This window comes from Agromyces cavernae (assembly GCF_021044935.1).
GTDB lineage: Bacteria > Actinomycetota > Actinomycetes > Actinomycetales > Microbacteriaceae > Agromyces > Agromyces cavernae.
The window spans coordinates 924,129-944,997 of record NZ_JAJNMP010000001.1; the positions used below are offsets into that span (position 1 = coordinate 924,129).

Below are 20,869 nucleotides of genomic sequence, written 5' to 3' on the forward strand. Positions count from 1 at the left end.
CGTTGCTCAGGGAACCGTTGCTCAGGGAACCGTTGCTCAGGGAACCGTTGCTCACGGACCCGTTGCTCACGGAACCGCCTCGGGATCGCCGGTGGGCCGGTAGTGCGCCACGGTGACGCCCTTCGGTGTGGTGATGCTGCGGGTGAGTTCGAGCGCTTGGTGCGTGTCGCCGAACAGGCGGATGCCGGTGCCGAGCACCACCGGGTGGATGATGAGCACGTACTCGTCGACGAGCCCCGCCGCCGCGAGCGACCGCACGAGTTCGCCGCTGCCGAGGATCGTGAGGTCGGGACCGTCGGTCTGCTTGAGTGCGGCGACGGTCTCGGCGGCGTCGCCGACGAGCGCCGTCGAGTTCTGCCAGTCGAGTTCGGTCTGCGGATGTCGCGACACGACGAACTTCTCGACCCGGTTGAGGTATTCGGTGAAGGGGTTGCCGTCGGTCTGGTGCGGCCAGAACGCGGCCATGTTGTCGTAGGTGCGGTGGCCGAACAGCATCGCGCCGCCCGACTCCATGCCGACGCCCATCTCGGCGGCGAGGGCCTCGTCGTTGCCTTCGAGTGCCCAACCCCCGTATGGAAAGTCGCCGCGTGTGTCTTCAGCCGCCGACATCGGCGCCTGCATCACGCCGTCGAGCGAGACGTCGTTGTTCACCGTGATCCTGCGCATGCCCCCCATCATGCGACGGCCCGCCGACATCCGCGAGGGGCTTCGTCGGATGCGGGCCGGGGTTGCGGATTTGGGTGAGGAGGTTTGTCCTGCAGCCGAAATGCCGAAGTGCCGAAGTGCCGAAGTGCCGAAGTGCCGAAGTGCCGAAGTGCCGAAGTGCCGAAGTGCCGAAGTGCCGAAGTACCGAAGTGCCGAAGTACCGAAGTGCCGCGCTCTCGATCGCGGGTGCCCGTGCTCTTGGTCTCAGCAGGACGGCCCGCCGGGGTTGTGGCGTAGCCGCACCTGTGGATAACCGACGCGAGATCGCTGATGCCTCGCCTAGGGTATTCGCCATGCCGACCTCTCGCCTGAAGCGCCGACGGTCGCGCCGTCTCGGCGGCGCGGCCGCCGCAGCGAGCGTGCTCGCCCTCGTGCTCACCGGATGCGTCGGCGCCGCCGAGCCGACCCCCACGCCGACGCCGACCGAGGCCGCCCCGATCTTCGCCTCCGACGAGGAGGCGCTTGCCGCGGCTGAGCAAGCCTATGCGGCCCAACTCGTAGTGGTCGACGAACTCTCGCATGCCGGAGGAGTTGCAATCGAAAAGCTCGAAGAGGTCGCGACCGCGGAGTATGCTGCCGGCATTTCTGCATCGCTCGAACGACTAAGTGCGAGCGGCATGCGCACGACAGGAGCAACGACATTCGACACCGTCGAGCTGATTGAGCACTTCGAGGCCGACGATGTGGCCCACGTGAGCGCGTACGTCTGCCTCGACATTGGCGATACTCGTGTTGTCGACAGCAGTGGAGCCGACGTGACCCCGCCTGATCGGATACTCCGGGCGCCGCTGCAAGTGAGATTTGAGTCTAGGTTTCTTGGTGCGAACCAGCTACTGGTAGCAGGGACAGAGCCGTGGTCGGGCGACGACTTCTGTTAGGGCACGCGGTTGCCATCGGGTTGATGCTCATTTTCACTTCGAACGACCCACCCGATGTGAATTCGCTCGATTACATAACAGGCGCGATCTCCGAATCAGCGGTTGACGTGCACGCGGAGCGTCGTCACGAGAGCACCGGTGAGGTACCGGGCGGCGAGGATGGCGACAACGTCGGCAGCGCCGAGACTGAGCCGCCACCGCGAGGCGCCGTCGACGTATGGGCGGGGCCCGGCTGGGAGCAGCTCTGCGGCGCGAACTTCGAGGCTGGCTGCTCCCGCCCGTCGGCACCGGCTGCACCGGCGACGCCGGCGCCCGGGACGCCCGCGGTGACGCTGCGCGACATCGCATCGTTCCGGCCGGCGGAGCCGAGCGACGTCATGGAGCCGAACGGGTGGGCCGTCGAGGGGCTCCCGGCGAACTTCGTCGCCGACGCGAGTTCCGAGGTCGTGTCGGGCACGCTCCTCGGGCAACCCGCGGACGTTCGGTTCACGCCAGTCGGATACAGATGGGTTCACTCCGACGGAGCGACCGTCACGAGCTCATCGCCCGGCGCGACGTGGAGTTCGCTCGGGGTCGCCGAGTTCAGTCCGACCGATACGAGTCACGTCTACACCGCGAGTGGCGAGTACACCGTCACGCTGCGGGTCGCGCTCGCCGCCGAATACCGCTTCGCCGGATCGGGCTGGCTACCCATCGCGGGCACGCTCACGATCGACGCGGCCCCGCAGCGTGTGCTCGTCGGTGAGGTCGACACCGTGTTGACGGTGGGTGACTGCAAGGCCTACCCCTCGAGCCCCGGCTGCTGAGGACGCCTTCGGGCGGCGCTACCTCCAGATGAACGGCGGATGCGCGGCCACGACCTCATCAGCCGCCACGAGCCGCGCCAGCTCCACGGCGCCGTCGAGCGGCCCGCCGGCCGCCTCCACGAGTGTCGCGTCGGGCGCGATCCGCGCGAACTCCTCCGCGAACGAAGAAGTGAACGCCGCGCCTGAGGCGAACACGCCGCCGACACCCGCCCCACGGGCCGGAAGTGCGGGGTCGAGCGCCGCGGCGAGCGTGCCCGCCACGAGGGCGCCGGCGGTCGACATGATGCGCGTGGCCACGGCATCTCCGACCGATGCGAGGCCCGCGACATCCGCCGCGAACCCTGCGAGCACCGCGCCGCGGTCGTCGCGCGTGTAGAGCTGCGACGGCCAGGTCGGCGCCGGGCCGAACCGCGAGACCGCGGCCGACAGCAGGGCAGGGGCATCCGTCGTCACGCCGTCGTGGGTCTGAATGGCGGCCTTCAATCCCTCGATGCCGATCCACGCGCCCGAGCCGCGATCGTCGTAGAGATGCCCCCACCCGCCGACGCGACGCCACACCTCGCGCAGGTCGGTGCCGATCGCGATCGACCCGGTGCCGACGGCGACGACGGCGCCCGCCGAACCGCCGAGCGCTCCGAGATGCGCGGTGACCGCGTCGATCGCGAGCGCGACCGGCGCACCCGCCGCCGCACTCAGCGCCGCGAGCGAGGCCGCCGGTGACACGACGAGCGACGCGAGACCGGTCGCGCCGACGCCCACACCCGCCAACGTGGCATCCGGTCGTTCGACGCGAACGCGCTCGATGAGCGAGGCGATCACAGGCAACGCGGAGCTTCCACCCGGTGAAATGGACACCGGCCCGGCCTCGAACAGGTGGCGAGCGCCACTCGCAGCACCCCTGTCGATCGGCTCCAACGCCGCTCGACTCCCGGAGCCCCCGATGTCGATGCCCAGCACCCAACCTGCACGCTTGGAAGTTTCTTGCAAAGTCGCGCCCATTCCTGAATACTACTTCCAGAGTCACCACCCTGTACGGATCACCAGTCTGATCCAGAACCACAGCCCGGGCACGATCTGCCCCCAAGTTTCAACGAGGAGACCAACCCTATGAACAAGCGCTCCCTCCCGATCGTCGCGCTCGGCCTCACGGCCGCGCTGGCGCTGACCGCGTGCGCCAGCGGCTCCGAAGACACCGGCAGCGGCGGCGTCAACGCCGAAGGCCAGACGCTCACCGTCTGGATCATGGAAGGCACCAACCCCGACTCCGAGGCGTTCTTCGACTCCGTCGGCGAAGCCTTCACCGACGAGACCGGCGCCGAGCTCGACGTCGAGTTCGTGCAGTGGGCCGACGCACACGACCGCTTCGTCACGTCGATCGCGGGCGGCACCACGCCCGACGTCGCAGAGACCGGCACCACCTGGACCGCCGAGTTCGCCGACGCCGGCGCGCTCGCGCCCATCGGCGACTTCGTCGACGAGGCAGGCCTGAGCGACGACCTCGTCGAGGGCCTCGTCGAGTCGGGCACCTACGAGGACGAGCTCTACGGCATGCCGTGGTACGCCGGCGTGCGCTCGCTCGTCTATCGCGCCGACATCTTCGAAGAGCTCGGCCTTGAGGCGCCGACCACGTGGGACGAGATCGTCGCCGCAGGCGAGGCCGTCAAGGCCGCGCACCCCGACATGATGCCGTTCGCCGTGCCGGGCGACGCCGAGTTCCCCGTGTACCCGTGGGTCTGGGGTGCCGGCGGCGAGGTCGCCACGCAGGAGGGCGACGAGTGGGTCTCGGGCCTCGACAGCGCCGAGTCGCAGGAGGGCATCGGCTTCTACACGGGCCTCGCCACCGAGCACGGCTTCTCGTCGGCCGGCGCCACCACGTGGAAGGAGACCGACGTGCTCGACAACTTCGCGCAGGGCAACATCGCCATGGCCCTCATGGGTTCGTGGACGCCCGCGGCGATCGTCGAGAAGAACGCCGAACTCGAGGGCAAGTTCGCCGCGACTCCGATCCCCGGCAAGGACGGCGGCATCGCCCCGTCGGTGCTCGGCGGTTCGCACCTCTCGATGTTCGAGACGGCTGAGAACAAGGAGCTCGCGTGGGAGTTCGTCAAGCTCATGACGACCGGTGAGTTCGCCGACCAGTGGGGCCAGCAGTCGGGCTACTTCCCCGGCCAGGCGTCGCTGCTCGCCGAGACGATGGAGTCGGATGACCCGCTCGTCGCGCCGTTCGCCACGCAGCTCGTCGAGGGCGGCGGCACGGTGCCGGTGACCCCGAAGTACGGTGCCGTGCAGGCGAAGAAGACCACCAACACCGCCATCCAGGCGATCCTCTCCGGGCAGAAGACGGTCGAACAGGCCACCGCTGACGCCGCAGCGGAGATGAACGAGATCATGAACGGCTGATCGAGTGACGAACACCCTTCAGGCTCCGCCGGTCGCGCAGGGAACTTCCGCTCCCCGCGCGGCCGGCGGCCCCGGCCGCACCAAGAACCTCCTCACCCGAACCAGGCCGTGGCTGCTGCTGGCACCCGCACTCGCCGTGCTCGCGGTGCTGCTGCTGTGGCCACTCGTACGGGTGTTCCTCTTCTCCCTGCAGGACTACGGGCTGCGCGAGATCGTCTCGGGCGAGCCCAACTGGATCGGCCTCGCCAACTTCGGCGAGATTTTCACGAGCCCCGAGCTCTACACCGTCGTACTGCCCAACACCGTGGGCTTCGCCGTGCTCGCCGTCGCCGGCACGGTTGCGTTCGGCACCGCCGTCGCCGTGCTCATGGCCTCCCTCGGCCCCTTCTGGCGCACCGTCGTGGGCAGCGCCATCATGATCGCCTGGGCGATGCCCGCGGTCACCGGCACCTACGTCTGGGTGTGGATCTTCGACGCCGACCGCGGCATCTTCAACGAGACCCTGCAGGCGCTCGGGTTGCAGGACGAGCCCGTCAACTGGTTCACGAACCGCTACACCTTCTACGCGATCGTGCTCCTGAACGTCATCCACCACGGCTTCCCGTTCGTGGCGATCACGATCCTCGCGGGCCTGCTCGGCGTGCCGAAAGAGATGCTCGAGGCCGCCGAGATGGACGGCGCGGGCCCGTGGCGCCGCTTCTGGCGCATCATCGTGCCGAACCTCAAGCAGGTGTTCGCGGTCGTGATCATCCTGTCGACGATCTGGGACTTCAAGGTCTTCGCGCAGGTCTACCTGATGCCCGGCGGGGCGGGGTCCAACCGTGAGGCGCTGAACCTCGGCGTGTGGTCGTACGTCGAGTCGTTCGGGCAGAACCGCTACGGCTTCGGCTCGGCGATCGCCGTGCTGCTCACCCTCGTGCTGCTCGGCATCACCGTCGTGTACGTGCGCACCATGTTGAAGGAGGACGAGCTGTGACCGCCGACACCTCCGTGCGCGCCACCCGACGCTCGGCCCGCAAGACCCGCTCGGCCGCGGGCAAGGCCGTGCTCGTCGTGCTGCTGCTCGCGTTCACCCTGTTCCCCGCGTTCTGGATGCTCTCCAGCGCGTTCGACGCGAAGGCCGGCACCGGCGGCCAGCAGTTGCTGCCGCGCGAGTTCACGTTCGACAACTTCGCGTACGTGCTCACCGAGGGCGGCTTCGACGTGTTCCTGCGCAACTCGGCGATCGTCGCGCTCGTCACGGTGCTCGCGAGCGCGGTGCTCGCGCTGCTGGCCTCGGTCGCGGTCGCTCGGTTCCGCTTCACGTTCCGCACTGCGATGCTGCTCATGATCCTGATCGTGCAGATGGTGCCGCTCGAGGCGCTCGTCATCCCGTTGTTCGTGCAGGTGCGCGACCTCGGCATGCTCAACACGCTGCTGGGCCTCATGGTCGTGTACGTGGCGCTGTCGCTGCCGTTCGGCATCTGGATGCTGCGCGGGTTCGTGGCGGCGGTGCCCGTCGAGCTCGAGGAGGCCGCCTACATCGACGGCGCGAGCTGGGGCCGCATGTTCCGGTCGGTGCTGCTGCCGCTCGTGATGCCGGGCCTGGTCGCGACATCCGTCTTCTCGTTCATCACCGCGTGGAACGAGTTCATCTTCGCGATGACCCTGCTCGGCGGCGCATCTGAGAACTACACCGTCGCCATCGGGCTCAAGCAGTTCTTCGGCGAGCACTCCAACGAGTGGGGCTACATCATGGCCGCCTCGACGATCATCACGATCCCCGTGATGATCTTCTTCGTCATCGTGCAACGCCGTCTGTCGAGCGGCCTGGTCGCGGGAGCGGTCAAGGGATGAGCGCGGCAGACGACCGGGCGCTTCGGGCGCTCGTGGGCGGTGTGCTGTGGCCGGGATTCCTCGGCCGCACCGTTCCCGACTGGCTTCGCCGCGAGTTCGACGAGGGCCTTGCGGGCGTGGTGCTGTTCGCGCACAACCTCCACGCTGAAGGTGGGTTGAGGAGCGACGAAGGAGCGTCTCGAAACCGGATGTCCCTCGCCGCAGATCTCCGCAGCATCCGCCCGTCACTGCTCGTGGGTATCGACGAGGAGGGCGGCAACGTCACGCGCGTCGACGCGGCCGCGGGCTCGACCCTGCCGGGAGCCGCGCAGCTCGGGTTCCTCGATGACCTCGCCGTGACCGAGGCGGTGGGGCAGCACCTCGCCGACCGGTCGCTCGCCGTCGGCGCGAACGCCGTGCTCGGCCCGGTCGCCGACGTCAACACCGACCCCCGCAACCCCGTGATCGGCGTGCGCTCGTTCGGCGAGACGCCCGAACTCGTCGGCCGGCACGCCGTGGCCGCGCTGCGCGGCATCCAGTCGGCTGGAGCCGCCGCGTGCGTCAAGCACTTCCCGGGGCACGGCGACACGCACCTCGACTCGCACCACGCAGCGCCGGCACTCACGATCGGGATCGACGAGCTCGAGCGGGTGCACCTGCCACCGTTCCGGGCGGCGATCGACGCGGGCGTCGACATGGTGATGACGGCGCACATCGTCGTGCCCGCGTGGGGCGACGCGCCCGCGACGCTCAACCCCGTGGCGCTCGGCCACTTGCGCGGCATGGGATTCGACGGGGTCATCGTGACCGACGCGCTCGACATGGCTGCGGTGCGCGAGACCGTGGGCGCGGGTCCCGGGGCGGTGCAGGCGCTGCTCGCGGGTGCCGACCTGCTCTGCATCTCGAATCCGAGGAACCTCGGCGCGGCCGCCGCACCCGATCAAGACGTGCGCGACTTCCGCGAGGTGCAGCAGGCGATCTTCGACGCGCTCGACGACGGCACCCTGCCCGTCGACGTGCTCGAACGCGCCGCCGGCCGAGTGCGAACGCTCGCCGATTCGGTGGGCCGCTCGGCCGCCGGTGATCGGATGCCCCTCGATGCGCCGCTCGTCGCACGCGGTGCGATCACCGTCGACGGTGCGGTGCCCGCAACACCCGGACCACGGACCGTGCTCGACGTGCGCGGCCGCTCGACGCTCGCGGTCGACAGTGACCGCGACTACGTCGAGGCGACCCTGGCCGCCGGTGGCACTGTGCTTCGGGGCGACGCGGCGGTGCCCGGATCGGGCGCGCTCGTCGTGCTCGTGGACGCCGTGGGCGCACCCGGACCCCAGGTCGAACGGGTCGCGAACATCGCACGCATGCGACCCGACGCGATCGTCGTCAACGCCGGCATGCCGAGCGCCGTGCTGCCGCTCTCGACCCTGCACCTGCGTGCCGCGAGCCGCGTCGCGGCCGAGGCGGCGAGCGCCCTGCTCGATACGGGGGCACCCGCGTGATCGTGCTGTCCCTGCAATCTGGCACTTCCGCCGACGGCATCGACGTCGCCGTCGTCGAGATCGTGCCCGTCGGTCGAGTAGCGAGCGCCAGCGAGCGTATCGAGACCAGGAACGCGCAGGGCCTCGATACGCGTCCTCCTTCGTCGGGCGCAAGATCTCGATACGGCGCTGGCGCGCCTCCTCGACCCACCGCGATCTCGCTCACCGTGCACCACACCGAGACCGTCGACTGGGAACCCGACCTCCGCGCGCAGATCCTCGCGGTCGCCGCGGGCGAGGCCCTCGACGCGGGCGCCTGGACCCGGCTCACCACGCGACTCGGCCAGTCCTTCGCCGAGGCCGCGGCACGGGGCATCCGCGAATCGGGCGTCACGCCCGACCTCATCGTCTCGCACGGCCAGACCGTGTACCACTGGGTGGAGTCCGGGCACGCCCGTGGCACCCTGCAGCTCGGAGAGCCCGCGTGGATCGCCGAGCGCACGGGCGTGCCCGTACTCTCCGACGTGCGCATGGCCGACATCGCCGCGGGCGGCGAGGGCGCGCCGCTCATGGCGGCCTTCGACCGCGCCTGGCTCGGCGCCGACGCGCGCGCCGAGGGACGCAGCATCGCCACGGTCAATCTCGGCGGCATCGCGAACGTGCAGCTCGTCGGCACCGACGGCGAGGTCGTCGCGTTCGACAGCGGCCCCGGCAACTGCCTGATCGACGCGGTCGTCGACCGGCACTCCCGCGGCGTCGACGGCTTCGACGACGGCGGGCGCCTCGCCGCGGCGGGACGCGTGCACGACGGGCTGCTCGCGCAGTTGCTGCGGCATCCGTACTTCGCGGCACCGACGCCGAAGTCGACCGGGCGCGAGACCTTCGACCTCGGCCTCGTCGACGCGGCGATCGTCGCCTCGGGCGCGTTCGGGCTCGGCGTGCACGACCTCGTGGCGACGCTCACCGAGCTCACCGCGCGCAGCGTCATCGAGGCGATCACGACCGAACGGGCCGACCAGCCGGCGGCGCTCGTCTGCTCGGGCGGCGGCACACTGAACCCCGTGCTGCTCGCACGGCTCACGACGCTCGGCGTCGAGCGCGGCATCGCCGTCGAGTCCAGCGCCGACCGCGGCATCGACCCCGCGTTCAAGGAGTCGCTCCTGTTCGCGTTCCTCGGCTACTGCAGCTGGCACGGGGTGCCGTTCCCGCTCGGGCGCGACACGTCAGGGCGCGTGCTCGGCCGCCTCTCGCCGGCGGCGGGGCCGCTTCGACTCCCCGAGCCGCTCGCGGAAGGGACATCCGTCGCCATCGAACGCGTCGGACACATCGAACGCGTGGAACGCGCCGAACTCGACGAACTCGACGAACGCATCGAACGCGTCGAACTCGACGAACGCATCGAATCCGGGGGAGGGGCCCGATGACCACCGCACCGAAGCAATCGCCCGAACACGTCGCATTGCGCGACCTGCTCGGCGAGCTCTCGACCGAGCGCGTCAACGAGGAGTACGCGGGCTTCGACCTGCTCTCGACCGAGTCGCAGCTCCTGGCCATGCAGGAGGAGAGCGCGCAGGCGGTCGCCGCCGTTTCCGAGGCCGCACCGCAGATCGCCGCCGCGATCGACGCGATCGTCGCGCGCCTGCGCGGCGGGGGCCGGCTCGTGTACGCAGGCGCGGGCACGGCAGGGCGCATGGGGGTGCTCGACGCGAGCGAGATCCCGCCCACGTTCGGCACCGACCCCTCGCTCGTCGTCGGGGTCATCGCCGGCGGTGAGGTCGCGCTGCGCGCGGCCGTCGAGGACGCCGAGGACGAGGCCGCCCGTGGCGCCGCCGACCTCGAGGCGATCGGCCTCGGCCCCGACGACGCACTCGTCGGCATCTCGGCGTCGGGACGCACCCCCTACGTGCTCGGCGGCATCGAGTACGGGCGCCGCGTCGGCGCACTCACGGTCGGCTTCGCGTGCAACGCCGACTCCGCGATCGGCGCCGCCGCCGACCTCGCGATCGAGACCGTCGTCGGCGCCGAGATCGTCGCCGGATCGACGCGGCTCAAGGGCGGCACGGCGCAGAAGCTCGTGCTCAACGCGATCTCGACGATCGCGATGGTGCGGCTCGGCAAGGTGCACGGCAACCTCATGGTCGACGTCCGCGCCACGAACGCCAAGCTCCGCGCGCGCGCGGAACGCATCGTCATGCAGGCGACGGGGGTCGATGCCGCCTCGGCATCGTCGGCCCTGAGCTCGGTCGACGGCTCGGTCAAGGCGGCGATCCTCGTCACCCTGACTGGGGTCGCACCTGAAGTCGCGCTCGCGCGCCTCGCCGCAGAGGATGGAGTGCTGCGCGATGCTATCTCCAGCGTGCAAGACGTGCCCGCGACCGACCCGACCAGCAACCGAGGAGCCAGTAGATGACGGCGAACGTGCTCTCCGCCGCCCGTGAGGCGCTGCCGCGCCTCAGCTCGTCGGAAGCGCGGGTCGCCGAGGCGATCATCGCCGATCCGCACCTCGTCGTCGACCTCACGATCACCGACCTCGCGCAGGTCTGCGGCACGTCGCTCTCGACGGTCGCCCGCTTCTGCCAGACGCTCGGCTACTCGGGCTACCGGGAGTTCCGCATGGAGGTCGCGAGCGCGGTGAGCCGCGAGGCCGCCGAGCGTGAGCGCTTCGGCCTCGCGAACTCCGACATCGACCCGCTCGACAGCGCCGAGGACGTCGTCGCGAAGGTCGCGTTCCACGAGGTCCTCGCGATCGAGCAGACCGTCGAGGGACTCGATACCGCGGTGCTCGACCGGGTCGTCGATGCGATCGTCGGCGGCGCGCACGTCGACCTCTACGGGTTCGGCGCGAGCGGGCTCACCGCGCAGGACCTGCAGCAGAAGCTCGCCCGCATCGGCATCTCGGCCTTCTGCTCGGTCGACGTGCACCTGGCGCTCGTCTCGGCGGCGCTGCGCAAGCCGACCGACGTGGCGATCGGGATCTCGCACTCGGGACTCACGACCGAGACGACGCACGCGCTCGGCGTCGCGCGAGACGCGGGTGCCACGACGGTCGCGATCACGAACTCGCCCGATTCGCCGGTCGCCGAGCTCGCCGACTTCGTGCTCACGACGCATGCGCGCGAGTCGAGCTACCGCATGGGCGCGATGTCGAGCCGCATCGCCCAGCTGGCTCTCGTGGACTTCCTGTTCGTGCGCATCGCCCAGCGCCGCGGCGATGACGTCACCGGGCCCCTGCAGCGCACCTTCGAGGTCACGAAGACCCATCGCATCAACGGCAGGCGCGCGGGCGACCGCCGGGCGAACGGCGACTCGCCGCGCGAGTAGCGCCCTGACACCCACGGGCATGCGTCGAGGGTTTCCGTTCGCGCCGAGTGTCGCCGCGAGAGCGGGAACACTGGGAGGAAACGGAAACATTCGACGGATGACCCGGGTCGAGGTTCGCCGACGCGTCGAGAATCCGATCGCAGCCTCGACATACTGATGGGAGCGCGGTTCCGCCTCCCCAGATCGAAGGAGCGATTGCGATGAAGTACCTGATCCAGATCTACAGCAACCCCGCCTCGCGTGCGATGTGGGACAGCTTCAGCGCCGAGCAGCAGGCCGAGGGCTACGCCTACTACCAGGGCATCAGCGACGAGCTCCGCTCGAGTGGCGAACTCCTCGCCGACGAGGCGCTCGCCGACATCTCGCTCGCCAAGCGCGTGACCGTGAGCGAGAGCGCCGGCACGGTCGCGAGCGACGGCCCCTTCGCCGAGACCAAGGAGCTGCTCGCCGGCTTCTACCTCGTCGACTGCGAGACCGAGGCGCGGGCCATCGAGATCGCCGGCCGGTTCCCCGAGGCCGAGTTCGGGCTCATCGAGGTGCGTCCCGTGCTCGAGATGACCTCGGGCACCGACGTCTGACGATGCCCGGCCCGCCCGGTACCCCCGGCCATCCAGGCAGCCCCGGAACGCCCGGAACCCCCGGCCCACCGGCCGACGCCGCTGCGACCGCCGTTCGGGCACTGCGTGACGCTGCACCGTCGGCGCTCGCGGTGCTCGTTCGGCGCTACGGCGACTTCGAGGCGTGCGAGGACGCCGTGCAGGAGGCCCTCATCGCCGCGGCGGCGCAGTGGCCGGGCGAGGGCGTGCCCGAAAGTCCGCGTGCGTGGCTCGTGCGGGTCGCGTCGCGCCGCTACATCGATGCGGTGCGAGCGGATGTCGCGCGGCGCCGCCGCGAAACGCACGCCGTCGAGCTTGAGCCGCCGCCCGCCCCGGTGCCGGCGGTCGACGACACGCTCACACTCTTCCTGCTCTGCTGCCACCCGGCACTGGGCCGTCCGGCGCAGGTGGCGCTGACCCTGCGTGCCGTCGGCGGCCTGACGACCGCAGAGATCGGCCGTGCACTGCTGCTTCCCGAGGCCACGATCGCACAGCGCATCTCGCGGGCGAAGACGCGCATCAGGGCGAGCGGCGAGGAGTTCCGGATGCCCCGGCCCGACGAACTCGACGAGCGCCTCGCAGCGCTGCGCCAGGTGCTCTACCTGATCTTCACCGAGGGCCACACCGCGAGCTCGGGCGACGCGCTCGCGCGAGTCGACCTCTCGGCGGAGGCGATCCGCCTTACCCGACAATTGCACGCCGCAGCGGAGGATCCCTCGGGCGAGACATCCGGCCTGCTCGCCCTCATGCTGCTCACCGAGGCCCGACGCGCGGCCCGCACCGGTGAGGCGGGCGCGCTCGTGCCCCTCGACGAGCAGGATCGCAGCACGTGGGACCGCGCCATCATCGCCGAGGGTGTCGCGATCATCAGCGAGACCCTCGACCGTGCCCCGATCGGCCCCTACCAGCTGCAGGCGGCGATCGCCGCCGTGCACGACGAGGCCGCCTCGACCGATGCGACCGACTGGATCGAGATCCTCGGCCTCTACGACCTGCTCGAGCGGCTCGCGCCCGGGCCGATGGTGACGCTCGGGCGCGTCGTCGCGCTCGCCATGGTCGAGGGGGCGGCGGCGGGGCTCGCCGCGCTCGAACGCGCCGAGTCGGCCGACGAGGGCACGCACGGCGCGCACGGCACGCACGGCGCGCACGGCGCGTACGGCACGACGCTCGCCGAGCACCACCGCACGTGGGCGGTGCGCGCCCACCTGCTCGAACGCAGCGGGGCGACGGATGCCGCGTCGCTCGCCTTCACCGAGGCGGCCAGGCGCACCCTCAACGGACCCGAGCAGCGCTACCTCGCCGCGAAGGCCGAGTCGCTGCGCAGTGTGCGATAACGTCTCGGGCGATCGGCCATCAGAGGTCGAGCACCTCGAGCGCAACCTCGATCTCGTCGCCGTCGAGGAGACCCTCGACCTGGCGCACCGCCTTCTTCACGGGCAGCAGGTAACTGCCCCGCTTCGAATCGGGGAACACCGAGGTCGACCAGGTCGAGCTGCCGACCGTCACCCGCACCCGCACTGAGCCGAACCCACGCGGCATCCGCGGCACCTCCCGGATATCGGAGGCCACGTCTTGGGGCAGGGTGACGAAGAACCAGCCGCCCTGTGAGCTCCACTCCCAGAGCGGGGCGGTGAAGCGGAAACGCATGGGATGGATGCTACTCGCCACGGCCGACACCCGTGGCCCAGATCGTCATCGACCGATCGCGACGACCAGGTTCGAAACCCCGACGATGCCCGAGATGAGCCCGGCGACGAGCCCGAGCGCGACGACGCCGCCGGTCACGATCCAGGCGATGCGCGAGTGCTCGGCGTAGCCCTCGAGGGGGCGGTCCTGGGCGTCGCGCTGCGCGCCGGTGAGCACGAGCAGCAGGTCGACGAGCACCCACAGGCCGAGCCCGCCGAGGGTGATGAGCTTCAGGATGCCGGTGCCGACCTTGCCGAGGTAGAACCGGTCGACGCCCCAGTACCCGAGCAGCAGCGCGAACAGCCAGGTCGCGAGGAACGTGCGCCCGGCGCTGCGGTACGTGTCGTAGGTGAACACCGGTGCGGATGTCGCGGGCCCGGCGCTCTCGGGAGGCAACGGCACCGTGGTGTGCTCGTTGACGTCGGTCGCGAGGGTCGCGGATGGCGTCGCCGACGCGGGCGTGCTCGGCCAGGCAGTGCGTACCGACGTCAGCTCGTCGATCGAGTCGTCGACGGTAGAGGCGGGGGCTAGGGCAGGGGCAGGCGTCGACGCCGGGGCAGGCACGGTCACCGTCACCGGCGAAACCTGCGGCGTCACCGCAGGCTCGAAGGCATGCGAGCTGGTCGGGGCAGCGGCATCCGTCGTCTTCGGAGCCGTGTGGGGAGTCCAGGCGCTGCCGTCCCAGTACCGGATCGCGTCGGCGTCGGCCTCGTCGTCGTACCAGCCCGCGGGGCGTGAGTCAGCGGCCACGCTCGTTCCTCTCTCTTCGTTGCGCACGAACAGCGCGCACCGCCAATTGCACCGTGGCGATCACGATGAGCGCCGAGAACAGCCACGTCGACCATTCGGGCGAGAGCACGTGGGCGATCGCCACTCCTCCGAAGGAGGCGACCGTCGCCGCCGCACCCGCGATGATGCCCGCGCGCAGGTCGACGATGCCGCTGCGGGCGTTGGTGACCGTGCCGCTGACCGCGGTGGGGATCATCACGGCGAGCGAGGTGCCCTTCGCCACGAGGTCGCTCATGCCGAGCAGGATGATGAACGCCGGCACCATGATGATGCCGCCGCCGATGCCGAACAGCCCCGCGGCGATGCCGATCACGACGCCGAGCACGACCATGCCAACGATCGTGAGCGCGTCGAGTTCGACGAGGCCCGCGACGCGCTCGGGGACGAGGAACAGCATGCGTGCCGCCACGATGACGAGCAGGCCGATGAACATCCACCGCAACCACGTGAGTGGGATGCGCCCCAAGAGCTTCGCCCCGAGCCATCCGCCGACGATGCCGCCCGCCGCGACGAACAGCGCGGCGATCACGTCGACCTCGCCGTTCACGGAGTACGTGATCGCGCCGACGACGGCGGTCGGCACGATCGCCGCGAGCGACGTCGCCGAGGCGCGGCGCTGGTCCATGTCGGCGAACACGATGAGCAGGGGCACCATGAGGATGCCGCCGCCGACGCCGAACGCTCCCGACAGCAGCCCACCCGCGGCGCCGATGAGCGCGAGCCGCACCCACGATGCCCGCGAAGGCGCTGGGGTGAGCGGGGCGGGCGAAGTCACCCGACTTACTGTACTGGCGGCCGGCTACGCGGCGCGATCGGCAGTGGTGCCCGTGCCCTGGTCGCCGGCGGAGCGCGTTCTGGCGCCGCCGCCGGCGCCGACGAGCTCGACCGGACGGGCGGGTACCGTGCTCGCCGAGTCGGCGAGCGACTCGCCGGGAGCTCGAACCCCGGATGCCGCCACCGCGCCCGCGCGGCGAACCATGCGTGCGACGAGCACGAGGAACACGCCGACGACCGCGCCGGCGGTGTTCATGACGAGGTCGCGCGGGTCGGAGATGCGGTCTGGAGCGAGCAGCTGCAACAGCTCGATGACCGCGGTGAACGCGAACCCCGCGACCAGCGCGAGCGGCCACCGGCGTCGGGGGATGAGCAGCGCCGCGAGCACTCCGACCGGCACGAAGAGGGCGATGTTGAACACCATCTCGGCGAGGTACCCGGTGGTCCACGTGACCGACGAGGTCCACGCGGCGGGGTTCAGGATGCCGCCCTCGATCTGGTGGGTGGCGGTGCGCCAGGGCGCCGGACCGACGGTGACCCACAGCACGACGGCCGCGTATGCGGCAGCGACGAGACCGAGGGGGCGGCGATCCATCCCCCCATTGTGCCCCCGTGACGCTATGAAACTGCTGTTATCCACAGGCGGTCCGAATCCCGGATGCCCCGTCGCCCGACGTGGCGAGTGCGGAAGAGTGTCACAATCTGGTCGCAGCCGGTGTGAACCTGAGCGTAACCCGATAGGGTACTATCACTGATTCCTCCATCAAGCGGGCACTTGCCCGGCCTCCATCTGATTGCCCGGAGGCGGACCGATCCGCGTGGCATGACCCGATACGAGAAGGCGGATGCCTGAGCGCAATCCCGCCCCTCGCCCCCGCTTCGACGACACAAGGTCGCCGGGGCAGCGATCGACCGTCGGTCGCATCGGGTCCGCATCAGCGGCCCATCTGAATAAGAAGGACAGCAGTATGGCAACCGGAACCGTCAAGTGGTTCAACGCCGAAAAGGGCTTCGGCTTCATCGCTCCCGACGACGGCAGCGCCGACGTCTTCGCGCACTTCAGCGCCATCTCGGGCAACGGCTACCGTTCGCTCGAAGAGGGTCAGAAGGTCGAGTTCGAGGTCGCACAGGGCCCGAAGGGTCTGCAGGCCGAGAACATCCGCGGGCTCTGAGCCGGCACAGGCACCACGCGAACGCCCCCGCAGCGCAAGCTGCGGGGGCGTTCGTCGTCCCGACCGGATCTCCGGCTCGGTCTACGGCTTCCAGACCTGCACGACCGAGGGGCGAGGGCCGCCCCAGTTCCCGTCGGCGAGGGCGCCGGGCGTCACGTAGTCCGGGAAGTACGACCGCTGGGCCGCCCACGAGCCGTCCTCACCCGGGTGCTGCACCGCGACGAAGACCGACCCGTCCTGGTCGTGGATGAGCGGACCGCAGGTCTCGCCGTCGCGCGGCACCGACAGGAACTGCTGCACCCGGCCGCGCTCGGCGCCTTCGAGCGGCACCTTGAAGAGCCCGTCGCACAGGCCGATCGTGCCCGGCTGGCCGTCGGTCGAGATCCAGAGGTTGCCCTTGGAGTCGAACGCCACGTTGTCGGGGCACGAGATCGGCGAGACCTTGTCGGCGGGGAACCCGGCGAAGTAGGTCGACGGGTTCGTGGCGGGGTCGCCGGCCAGGATGAGGATGCTCCAGCCGAACGTCGTCGCGGCCGCGTCGTTGCCGTTCTCGGTGATCTCGATGATGTGGCCGTCGCGGTTGCGGTTGCGCGGGTTGACCTCGGTCGCGCCCTCCTTGCGACCCGGAACCCCGCGGTCGGTGTTGTTGGTGCACGCGACGTAGACGCGTCCGGTGCGGGGGTTCGGCTCGACGTCTTCGGGACGGTCGAGCTTGGTCGCACCGACGGCGTCGGCCGCGAGGCGGGTGTTCACGAGCACCTCGGCGGCCGAGAACCCGGGCACCTGGCTCACGCCGTCGATGACGAGCGGCACCCACCGGCCGGTCCCGTCGAACTGGCCGTCCGACGGCACGGTTCCCGTTCCGTCGATCTCGCCGGCGGGGGAGTCGCCCGAGAACTGCGCGACGTACAGGGTGCCCGCGGTGAGCAGCGTCTTGTTGTGCGTACGTGCCGTGGGGCTGTTCGAGCCGTCGAAGCGGTCCTTCGAGACGAACTTGTAGAGGTAGTCGAAGCGCTCGTCGTCGCCCTGGTAGGCGACGGCGTGCCCGCTCGTCGAGATGTTGATGTTCGCGCCCTCGTGCTTGAAACGGCCGAGCGCGGTGTGCTTGACGGGCGTCGAGGTCGGGTCCTCGGGGTCGATCTCGACGATCCAGCCGAACCGGTTCGGCTCGTTGCGGTACCCGGGGTTGGCGACCCCGTCGAAGCGCGGGTCGACGCCCCGCCAGCCGCGACCGTCGCCGTTGGCGTTCAGTCCGTAGCGCTGCTCGGCGGGGGTCTGGCCGGGGTTGCGGAAATACCCGTTGAAGTTCTCCTCGCCCGAGAGGATCGTGCCCCACGGTGTCGTGCCTCCGGCGCAGTTGTTGAGCGTGCCGCGCACCGTGGTTCCCGTCGAGTCCTCGACGGTCTTCAGGAGGTCGGATCCGGCGGCGGGGCCGGTGAAGGTGAACGGCGTCTCGAGGGTGATCCGGCGGTTGCGCGGCGCGCCCACGACGTAGCTCCAGGGCCGGCCCTTCTTCGAGCGCGTCAGTTCGACGACGCCGAAGCCGTGTGCCGCCATCGCGATGCGGCTGCGCTCGGCCGCGTCGAGCTCGGGCGGGAACATGATCGACTCGTTGGTGTACTCGAAGTTCGCGACGAGCACCCCGCGCTTGCCGTTCGGCTCGGCGATGATGTCGAGGTAGTCGTTGTTGTAGCCGAACTGGCGGGCCTGCTTCTCGGCGGTCTGGTTCTGCGGGTCGAACGCGTCGTCCTCGGAGAAGAGCGGGTCGCCCCAGCGGATGATCGGTCGCCACTGGTACCCGTCGGGCACGACGACGTCGTCGACGCTCGCGGGCACGGGAGCGATCGGGTCGAAGGCGAGCTTGCCGCCGTTGCCGCCCGGGATCGCGGCGGCGGGTGCGGCGTCACCGGCGACGGCGCCGCCGATGACGATCGCGGCGGCCGCGGCACCGGCGCCGGCGAGCACCGTGCGGCGCGACATGCTCGCGCTCACGATGTCGCGGAAGTACCCGTTGTCGGAGGTGTTCGGCACCGGGTGGAAGCACGCGTCGGCGCACTTGAGGTGGCAGGTCACGGCGCTGCGCTTGCCGGAGGTGTGCCCCTGCATGGGCAGCAGCGGCAGCAGCGAGCGGCGTGCGACGGGGCGCGCCGACGAGGTCGTCTCGTCGCGGCGCGCCGGTTCGTGGGTCATGGTCATCAGGGGCTCCCATCACGTTCGGTGCGCCGCGTCCGGACGCACACGGTCAGATTGCCGGGGCCGGGAACGCGATGAGCGGATGCCGCGTGGCCGAGGGGTGAACCTCGGGTGAACGGTGTCGACGTACCGGGCTACGGGTTCGGCGTCGCGTGGTCGCGCCACGAGTGCCGCGGTTCGTAGCCGAGCAGGCGGCGTGCCTTCTCGATCGAGAGGAAGGTGTCGTGCGTTCCGAGATCGCCGCGGACCGGGACATCCGGGAACACCTCCGCGAGCAGTTCGGCGTTCGGCCGTGACATGACGGTGTCGGCCGCGGCGATGATGAACCGCTCGAAGCCCGGACCAGCCGTCGCGAGCGCGCGGCTCACGGCCTGTGCACCGTCGCGGCCGTCGACATAGCCCCACAGGTTCCACTTGCGCAGGGTCGCGTCGGCGTCGAACGATGGGAACTCGGCGTAGTCGGCGGGGTCCATGACGTTCGAGAATCGCAGCGCCGTGATCGAGAGTTCGGGATGCCAGCGGACGAGCTCGATCGCCATCTGCTCCTCCAGGTGCTTGACGAGCGAGTACGTGCTCTCGGGTCGAGCGGCGTAGTCCTCGTCGACGGGGACATAGGGCGGCGGCTCCTCGAACGGCAACCCGAGCACGGTCTCGCTCGACGCATACACGATGCGGGTGATGCCGAGCCGCCTCGCTGCCTGGAACACGTTGAACGTCGTCAGCATGTTGTTGTGGAAGGTCGCGACATCGCTTGCGAGACCCGGCGCGGGGATCGCGGCGAGGTGCACGATCGCATCGGCGCCGTCGTGACGGTCGTCGACGCCCGCGATCGCGTCGATCACCTGCCCGAAGTCGGTGAGGTCGACTTGTATGAAGGTGCCGCGCTCGCCGACGCGATCGAGGTTCACGACCTGGTTGGCCTCGTCACGGAGGGTGCGGACGACGGTGCGACCGAGCTTGCCCGAGCCGCCGGTGACGATGATGCGCATGCGATTCAGTCTCGCACCGCCAACCGCCGCGAGGACATCTCCCAGCGCCCTCCCATGCCGACCGGCTAGGGTCGGATCATCTGCAGCGGGTGCTCTACCCGCGATCCCCGGCTGGGAAGTCGACGACAGCTGGGACACGCACATCTCTCACACCGAATCTCTCGGTGCGATCCGGGCTACGAAGCCCCGCACCGGCTCCACGGATATCACCCGCAGCTACACCGCCCTCTCCCGAGTCGTCCGCGAGTCGGGGCTGCTCAACCGCACACGCTGGTTCTACCTCGCGCTCGTGAGCCTGCTGACGCTCGCGCTCGGCGGCGCGATCACCGGGTTCATCCTGTTGGGCGACTCCTGGTTCCAGTTGCTGATGGCGGGTGCGCTCGGCATCATCTTCACGCAGTTCGCGTTCCTGGCCCACGAGGCCTCGCATCGCCAGGTGCTCGAGTCCGGGCCGGCCAACGACCGGGTCGGCCGCATCCTCGCGGCCGGCGTCGTGGGCATCAGCTACTCGTGGTGGATGACGAAGCACACGCGTCACCACGCGAATCCGAACAAGGTGGGCAAAGACCCCGACATCGACTTCGACACGATCTCGTTCGTCGAGGCCGATGCCGCGAAGCAGCGCGGCCTCATGGCGCTGATCACGCGCAAGCAGGGCTATCTGTTCTTCCCGCTGCTCACGCTCGAGGGCATCAACCTGCACTACCGGTCGATCAGCACCCTCTTCGCGCGCGGCCCGGTGAAGGGCCGCTGGATCGAGCTCGGCCTCATCGCGGCGCGCTTCACCGTGTACTTCGGAGCGATCTTCTGGGTGCTGCCGCTCGGCATGGCGTTCGCGTTCATCGGCGTGCAGTTCGCCGTGTTCGGCATCTACATGGGTGCCTCGTTCGCGCCCAACCACAAGGGCATGCCGATCATCCCCGCCGATGCGAAGCTCGACTTCTTCTCGAAGCAGGTGCTCACGTCGCGCAACATCTCGGGCGGCATGTGGGCGAGCGCGCTCTTCGGCGGCCTCAACTACCAGGTCGAGCACCACCTGTTCCCGAACATGCCCCGACCGCACCTCGCGAAGGCGCGCGAGATCGTCCGCGAGTACTCCCGCACCCTCGACGTGCCGTACACCGAGACGACGATGCTGCAGTCGTACGGCATCGTCATCCAGTACCTCAATCGCGTCGGCCTCGCCGCGCGCGATCCGTTCGACTGCCCGATGGTGAACCAGTTCCGCAGAGTCTGATCACCCGGGCCACACACTTCCGCAGGCGGA

Annotated in this window: 21 protein-coding genes; 13 read left to right on the forward strand and 8 right to left on the reverse strand. The window is 70.0% G+C overall.

Features of this window, described 5'->3' with window-relative positions; translation table 11 throughout:
- Positions 1–66 precede the first annotated feature (66 nt).
- A complete protein-coding gene (locus LQ757_RS04240) occupies positions 67–666 on the reverse strand; it encodes a dihydrofolate reductase family protein (RefSeq protein WP_231045947.1) in 600 nt (199 codons plus the stop codon).
- 332 nt (positions 667–998) lie between these two features.
- On the opposite strand from LQ757_RS04240, the gene LQ757_RS04245 reads away from it, so the two are divergent.
- Together LQ757_RS04245 and LQ757_RS04250 are read left to right on the forward strand one after the other, a co-directional pair.
- On the forward strand, positions 999–1,583 hold the full coding sequence (locus LQ757_RS04245; protein WP_231045948.1) for a hypothetical protein: 585 nt from the start codon (positions 999–1,001) through the stop codon (positions 1,581–1,583).
- Positions 1,584–1,639: 56 nt separating this feature from the next.
- Positions 1,640–2,389 (forward strand): PKD domain-containing protein, encoded by a 750-nt coding sequence (locus LQ757_RS04250; RefSeq protein ID WP_231045949.1) that lies wholly within the window; start codon positions 1,640–1,642, stop codon positions 2,387–2,389.
- Between the two features lie 18 nt (positions 2,390–2,407).
- Here the strand turns inward: LQ757_RS04250 and LQ757_RS04255 are convergent, their stop codons facing one another.
- Positions 2,408–3,388: an N-acetylglucosamine kinase gene (locus LQ757_RS04255; protein ID WP_372459622.1), complete on the reverse strand. Its 981-nt coding sequence runs from the start codon at positions 3,386–3,388 to the stop codon at positions 2,408–2,410.
- Between the two features lie 108 nt (positions 3,389–3,496).
- On the opposite strand from LQ757_RS04255, the gene LQ757_RS04260 reads away from it, so the two are divergent.
- The 9 genes from LQ757_RS04260 to LQ757_RS04300 all read left to right on the forward strand — a co-directional run bounded on the left by LQ757_RS04260 (position 3,497) and on the right by LQ757_RS04300 (position 13,333).
- Positions 3,497–4,789, forward strand: a complete 1,293-nt coding sequence (locus LQ757_RS04260; RefSeq protein WP_231045950.1) for a sugar ABC transporter substrate-binding protein — start codon at positions 3,497–3,499, stop codon at positions 4,787–4,789.
- 4 nt (positions 4,790–4,793) lie between these two features.
- Positions 4,794–5,765: a carbohydrate ABC transporter permease gene (locus tag LQ757_RS04265; RefSeq protein ID WP_372459623.1), complete on the forward strand. Its 972-nt coding sequence runs from the start codon at positions 4,794–4,796 to the stop codon at positions 5,763–5,765.
- Positions 5,766–5,833: 68 nt separating this feature from the next.
- A complete protein-coding gene (locus tag LQ757_RS04270; RefSeq protein ID WP_231046314.1) occupies positions 5,834–6,625 on the forward strand; it encodes a carbohydrate ABC transporter permease in 792 nt (263 codons plus the stop codon).
- The gene (locus tag LQ757_RS04275; RefSeq protein WP_231045951.1) at positions 6,622–8,103 is read left to right on the forward strand and encodes a glycoside hydrolase family 3 protein; all 1,482 of its coding nucleotides are present in this window, start codon (positions 6,622–6,624) and stop codon (positions 8,101–8,103) included. The genes LQ757_RS04270 and LQ757_RS04275 overlap by 4 nt, the downstream gene beginning before the upstream one ends.
- The gene (locus LQ757_RS04280; protein WP_231045952.1) at positions 8,100–9,506 is read left to right on the forward strand and encodes an anhydro-N-acetylmuramic acid kinase; all 1,407 of its coding nucleotides are present in this window, start codon (positions 8,100–8,102) and stop codon (positions 9,504–9,506) included. The genes LQ757_RS04275 and LQ757_RS04280 overlap by 4 nt, the downstream gene beginning before the upstream one ends.
- Positions 9,503–10,492, forward strand: a complete 990-nt coding sequence (gene murQ, locus LQ757_RS04285; protein WP_231045953.1) for an N-acetylmuramic acid 6-phosphate etherase — start codon at positions 9,503–9,505, stop codon at positions 10,490–10,492. The genes LQ757_RS04280 and murQ overlap by 4 nt, the downstream gene beginning before the upstream one ends.
- Positions 10,489–11,403 (forward strand): MurR/RpiR family transcriptional regulator, encoded by a 915-nt coding sequence (locus tag LQ757_RS04290; protein WP_231045954.1) that lies wholly within the window; start codon positions 10,489–10,491, stop codon positions 11,401–11,403. The genes murQ and LQ757_RS04290 overlap by 4 nt, the downstream gene beginning before the upstream one ends.
- Before the next feature lie 200 nt (positions 11,404–11,603).
- Positions 11,604–11,981 carry a YciI family protein gene (locus LQ757_RS04295; protein ID WP_231045955.1) on the forward strand — a complete coding sequence of 126 codons (378 nt, stop codon included), beginning with the start codon at positions 11,604–11,606 and terminating at the stop codon, positions 11,979–11,981.
- A gap of 2 nt (positions 11,982–11,983) precedes the next feature.
- The gene (locus LQ757_RS04300) at positions 11,984–13,333 is read left to right on the forward strand and encodes an RNA polymerase sigma factor (protein ID WP_231045956.1); all 1,350 of its coding nucleotides are present in this window, start codon (positions 11,984–11,986) and stop codon (positions 13,331–13,333) included.
- Positions 13,334–13,352: 19 nt separating this feature from the next.
- Here LQ757_RS04300 and LQ757_RS04305 read toward each other — a convergent pair whose 3' ends face one another.
- The 4 genes from LQ757_RS04305 to LQ757_RS04320 are packed head-to-tail and all read right to left on the reverse strand — an operon-like array spanning position 13,353 to position 15,843.
- Positions 13,353–13,646 (reverse strand): DUF1905 domain-containing protein, encoded by a 294-nt coding sequence (locus LQ757_RS04305; RefSeq protein ID WP_231045957.1) that lies wholly within the window; start codon positions 13,644–13,646, stop codon positions 13,353–13,355.
- Between the two features lie 45 nt (positions 13,647–13,691).
- Complete coding sequence (locus LQ757_RS04310; protein ID WP_231045958.1) at positions 13,692–14,435, reverse strand: NINE protein; 744 nt, start codon at positions 14,433–14,435, stop codon at positions 13,692–13,694.
- Entirely contained in the window at positions 14,425–15,249 is an 825-nt protein-coding gene (locus LQ757_RS19355; protein ID WP_231045959.1) for a sulfite exporter TauE/SafE family protein, read from the reverse strand. The genes LQ757_RS04310 and LQ757_RS19355 overlap by 11 nt, the downstream gene beginning before the upstream one ends.
- A 24-nt stretch (positions 15,250–15,273) precedes the next feature.
- Positions 15,274–15,843 carry a VanZ family protein gene (locus LQ757_RS04320; protein ID WP_231045960.1) on the reverse strand — a complete coding sequence of 190 codons (570 nt, stop codon included), beginning with the start codon at positions 15,841–15,843 and terminating at the stop codon, positions 15,274–15,276.
- A 373-nt stretch (positions 15,844–16,216) separates the two neighbouring features.
- Here LQ757_RS04320 and LQ757_RS04325 point away from each other — a divergent pair, with 373 nt between their 5' ends.
- Positions 16,217–16,420, forward strand: coding sequence for a cold-shock protein (locus LQ757_RS04325; protein WP_022893782.1), 204 nt, complete (start codon positions 16,217–16,219; stop codon positions 16,418–16,420).
- Positions 16,421–16,501: 81 nt separating this feature from the next.
- Here LQ757_RS04325 and LQ757_RS04330 read toward each other — a convergent pair whose 3' ends face one another.
- Positions 16,502–18,616, reverse strand: a complete 2,115-nt coding sequence (locus LQ757_RS04330; RefSeq protein ID WP_372459624.1) for a PhoX family protein — start codon at positions 18,614–18,616, stop codon at positions 16,502–16,504.
- 131 nt (positions 18,617–18,747) lie between these two features.
- The gene (locus LQ757_RS04335; RefSeq protein ID WP_231045961.1) at positions 18,748–19,602 is read right to left on the reverse strand and encodes an NAD-dependent epimerase/dehydratase family protein; all 855 of its coding nucleotides are present in this window, start codon (positions 19,600–19,602) and stop codon (positions 18,748–18,750) included.
- Between LQ757_RS04335 and LQ757_RS04340 the strand changes: the two genes are divergently transcribed.
- Positions 19,601–20,839 carry a fatty acid desaturase family protein gene (locus tag LQ757_RS04340; protein ID WP_372459625.1) on the forward strand — a complete coding sequence of 413 codons (1,239 nt, stop codon included), beginning with the start codon at positions 19,601–19,603 and terminating at the stop codon, positions 20,837–20,839. The genes LQ757_RS04335 and LQ757_RS04340 overlap by 2 nt on opposite strands.
- The last annotated feature ends 30 nt before the right edge of the window (positions 20,840–20,869 follow it).

What these genes read in the sequence shown, in the direction of transcription:
- LQ757_RS04240 (WP_231045947.1), bottom strand. Translation starts at nt 666, where the DNA reads ATGCGCAGGATCACGGTGAACAACGACGTCTCGCTCGACGGCGTGATG.
- LQ757_RS04245 (WP_231045948.1), top strand. Translation starts at nt 999, where the DNA reads ATGCCGACCTCTCGCCTGAAGCGCCGACGGTCGCGCCGTCTCGGCGGC.
- LQ757_RS04255 (WP_372459622.1), bottom strand. Translation starts at nt 3,388, where the DNA reads ATGGGCGCGACTTTGCAAGAAACTTCCAAGCGTGCAGGTTGGGTGCTG.
- LQ757_RS04260 (WP_231045950.1), top strand. Translation starts at nt 3,497, where the DNA reads ATGAACAAGCGCTCCCTCCCGATCGTCGCGCTCGGCCTCACGGCCGCG.
- LQ757_RS04275 (WP_231045951.1), top strand. Translation starts at nt 6,622, where the DNA reads ATGAGCGCGGCAGACGACCGGGCGCTTCGGGCGCTCGTGGGCGGTGTG.
- murQ (WP_231045953.1), top strand. Translation starts at nt 9,503, where the DNA reads ATGACCACCGCACCGAAGCAATCGCCCGAACACGTCGCATTGCGCGAC.
- LQ757_RS04290 (WP_231045954.1), top strand. Translation starts at nt 10,489, where the DNA reads ATGACGGCGAACGTGCTCTCCGCCGCCCGTGAGGCGCTGCCGCGCCTC.
- LQ757_RS04295 (WP_231045955.1), top strand. Translation starts at nt 11,604, where the DNA reads ATGAAGTACCTGATCCAGATCTACAGCAACCCCGCCTCGCGTGCGATG.
- LQ757_RS04300 (WP_231045956.1), top strand. Translation starts at nt 11,984, where the DNA reads ATGCCCGGCCCGCCCGGTACCCCCGGCCATCCAGGCAGCCCCGGAACG.
- LQ757_RS04305 (WP_231045957.1), bottom strand. Translation starts at nt 13,646, where the DNA reads ATGCGTTTCCGCTTCACCGCCCCGCTCTGGGAGTGGAGCTCACAGGGC.
- LQ757_RS04320 (WP_231045960.1), bottom strand. Translation starts at nt 15,843, where the DNA reads ATGGATCGCCGCCCCCTCGGTCTCGTCGCTGCCGCATACGCGGCCGTC.
- LQ757_RS04325 (WP_022893782.1), top strand. Translation starts at nt 16,217, where the DNA reads ATGGCAACCGGAACCGTCAAGTGGTTCAACGCCGAAAAGGGCTTCGGC.
- LQ757_RS04330 (WP_372459624.1), bottom strand. Translation starts at nt 18,616, where the DNA reads ATGACCATGACCCACGAACCGGCGCGCCGCGACGAGACGACCTCGTCG.
- LQ757_RS04340 (WP_372459625.1), top strand. Translation starts at nt 19,601, where the DNA reads ATGCGATTCAGTCTCGCACCGCCAACCGCCGCGAGGACATCTCCCAGC.
- LQ757_RS04335 (WP_231045961.1), bottom strand. Translation starts at nt 19,602, where the DNA reads ATGCGCATCATCGTCACCGGCGGCTCGGGCAAGCTCGGTCGCACCGTC.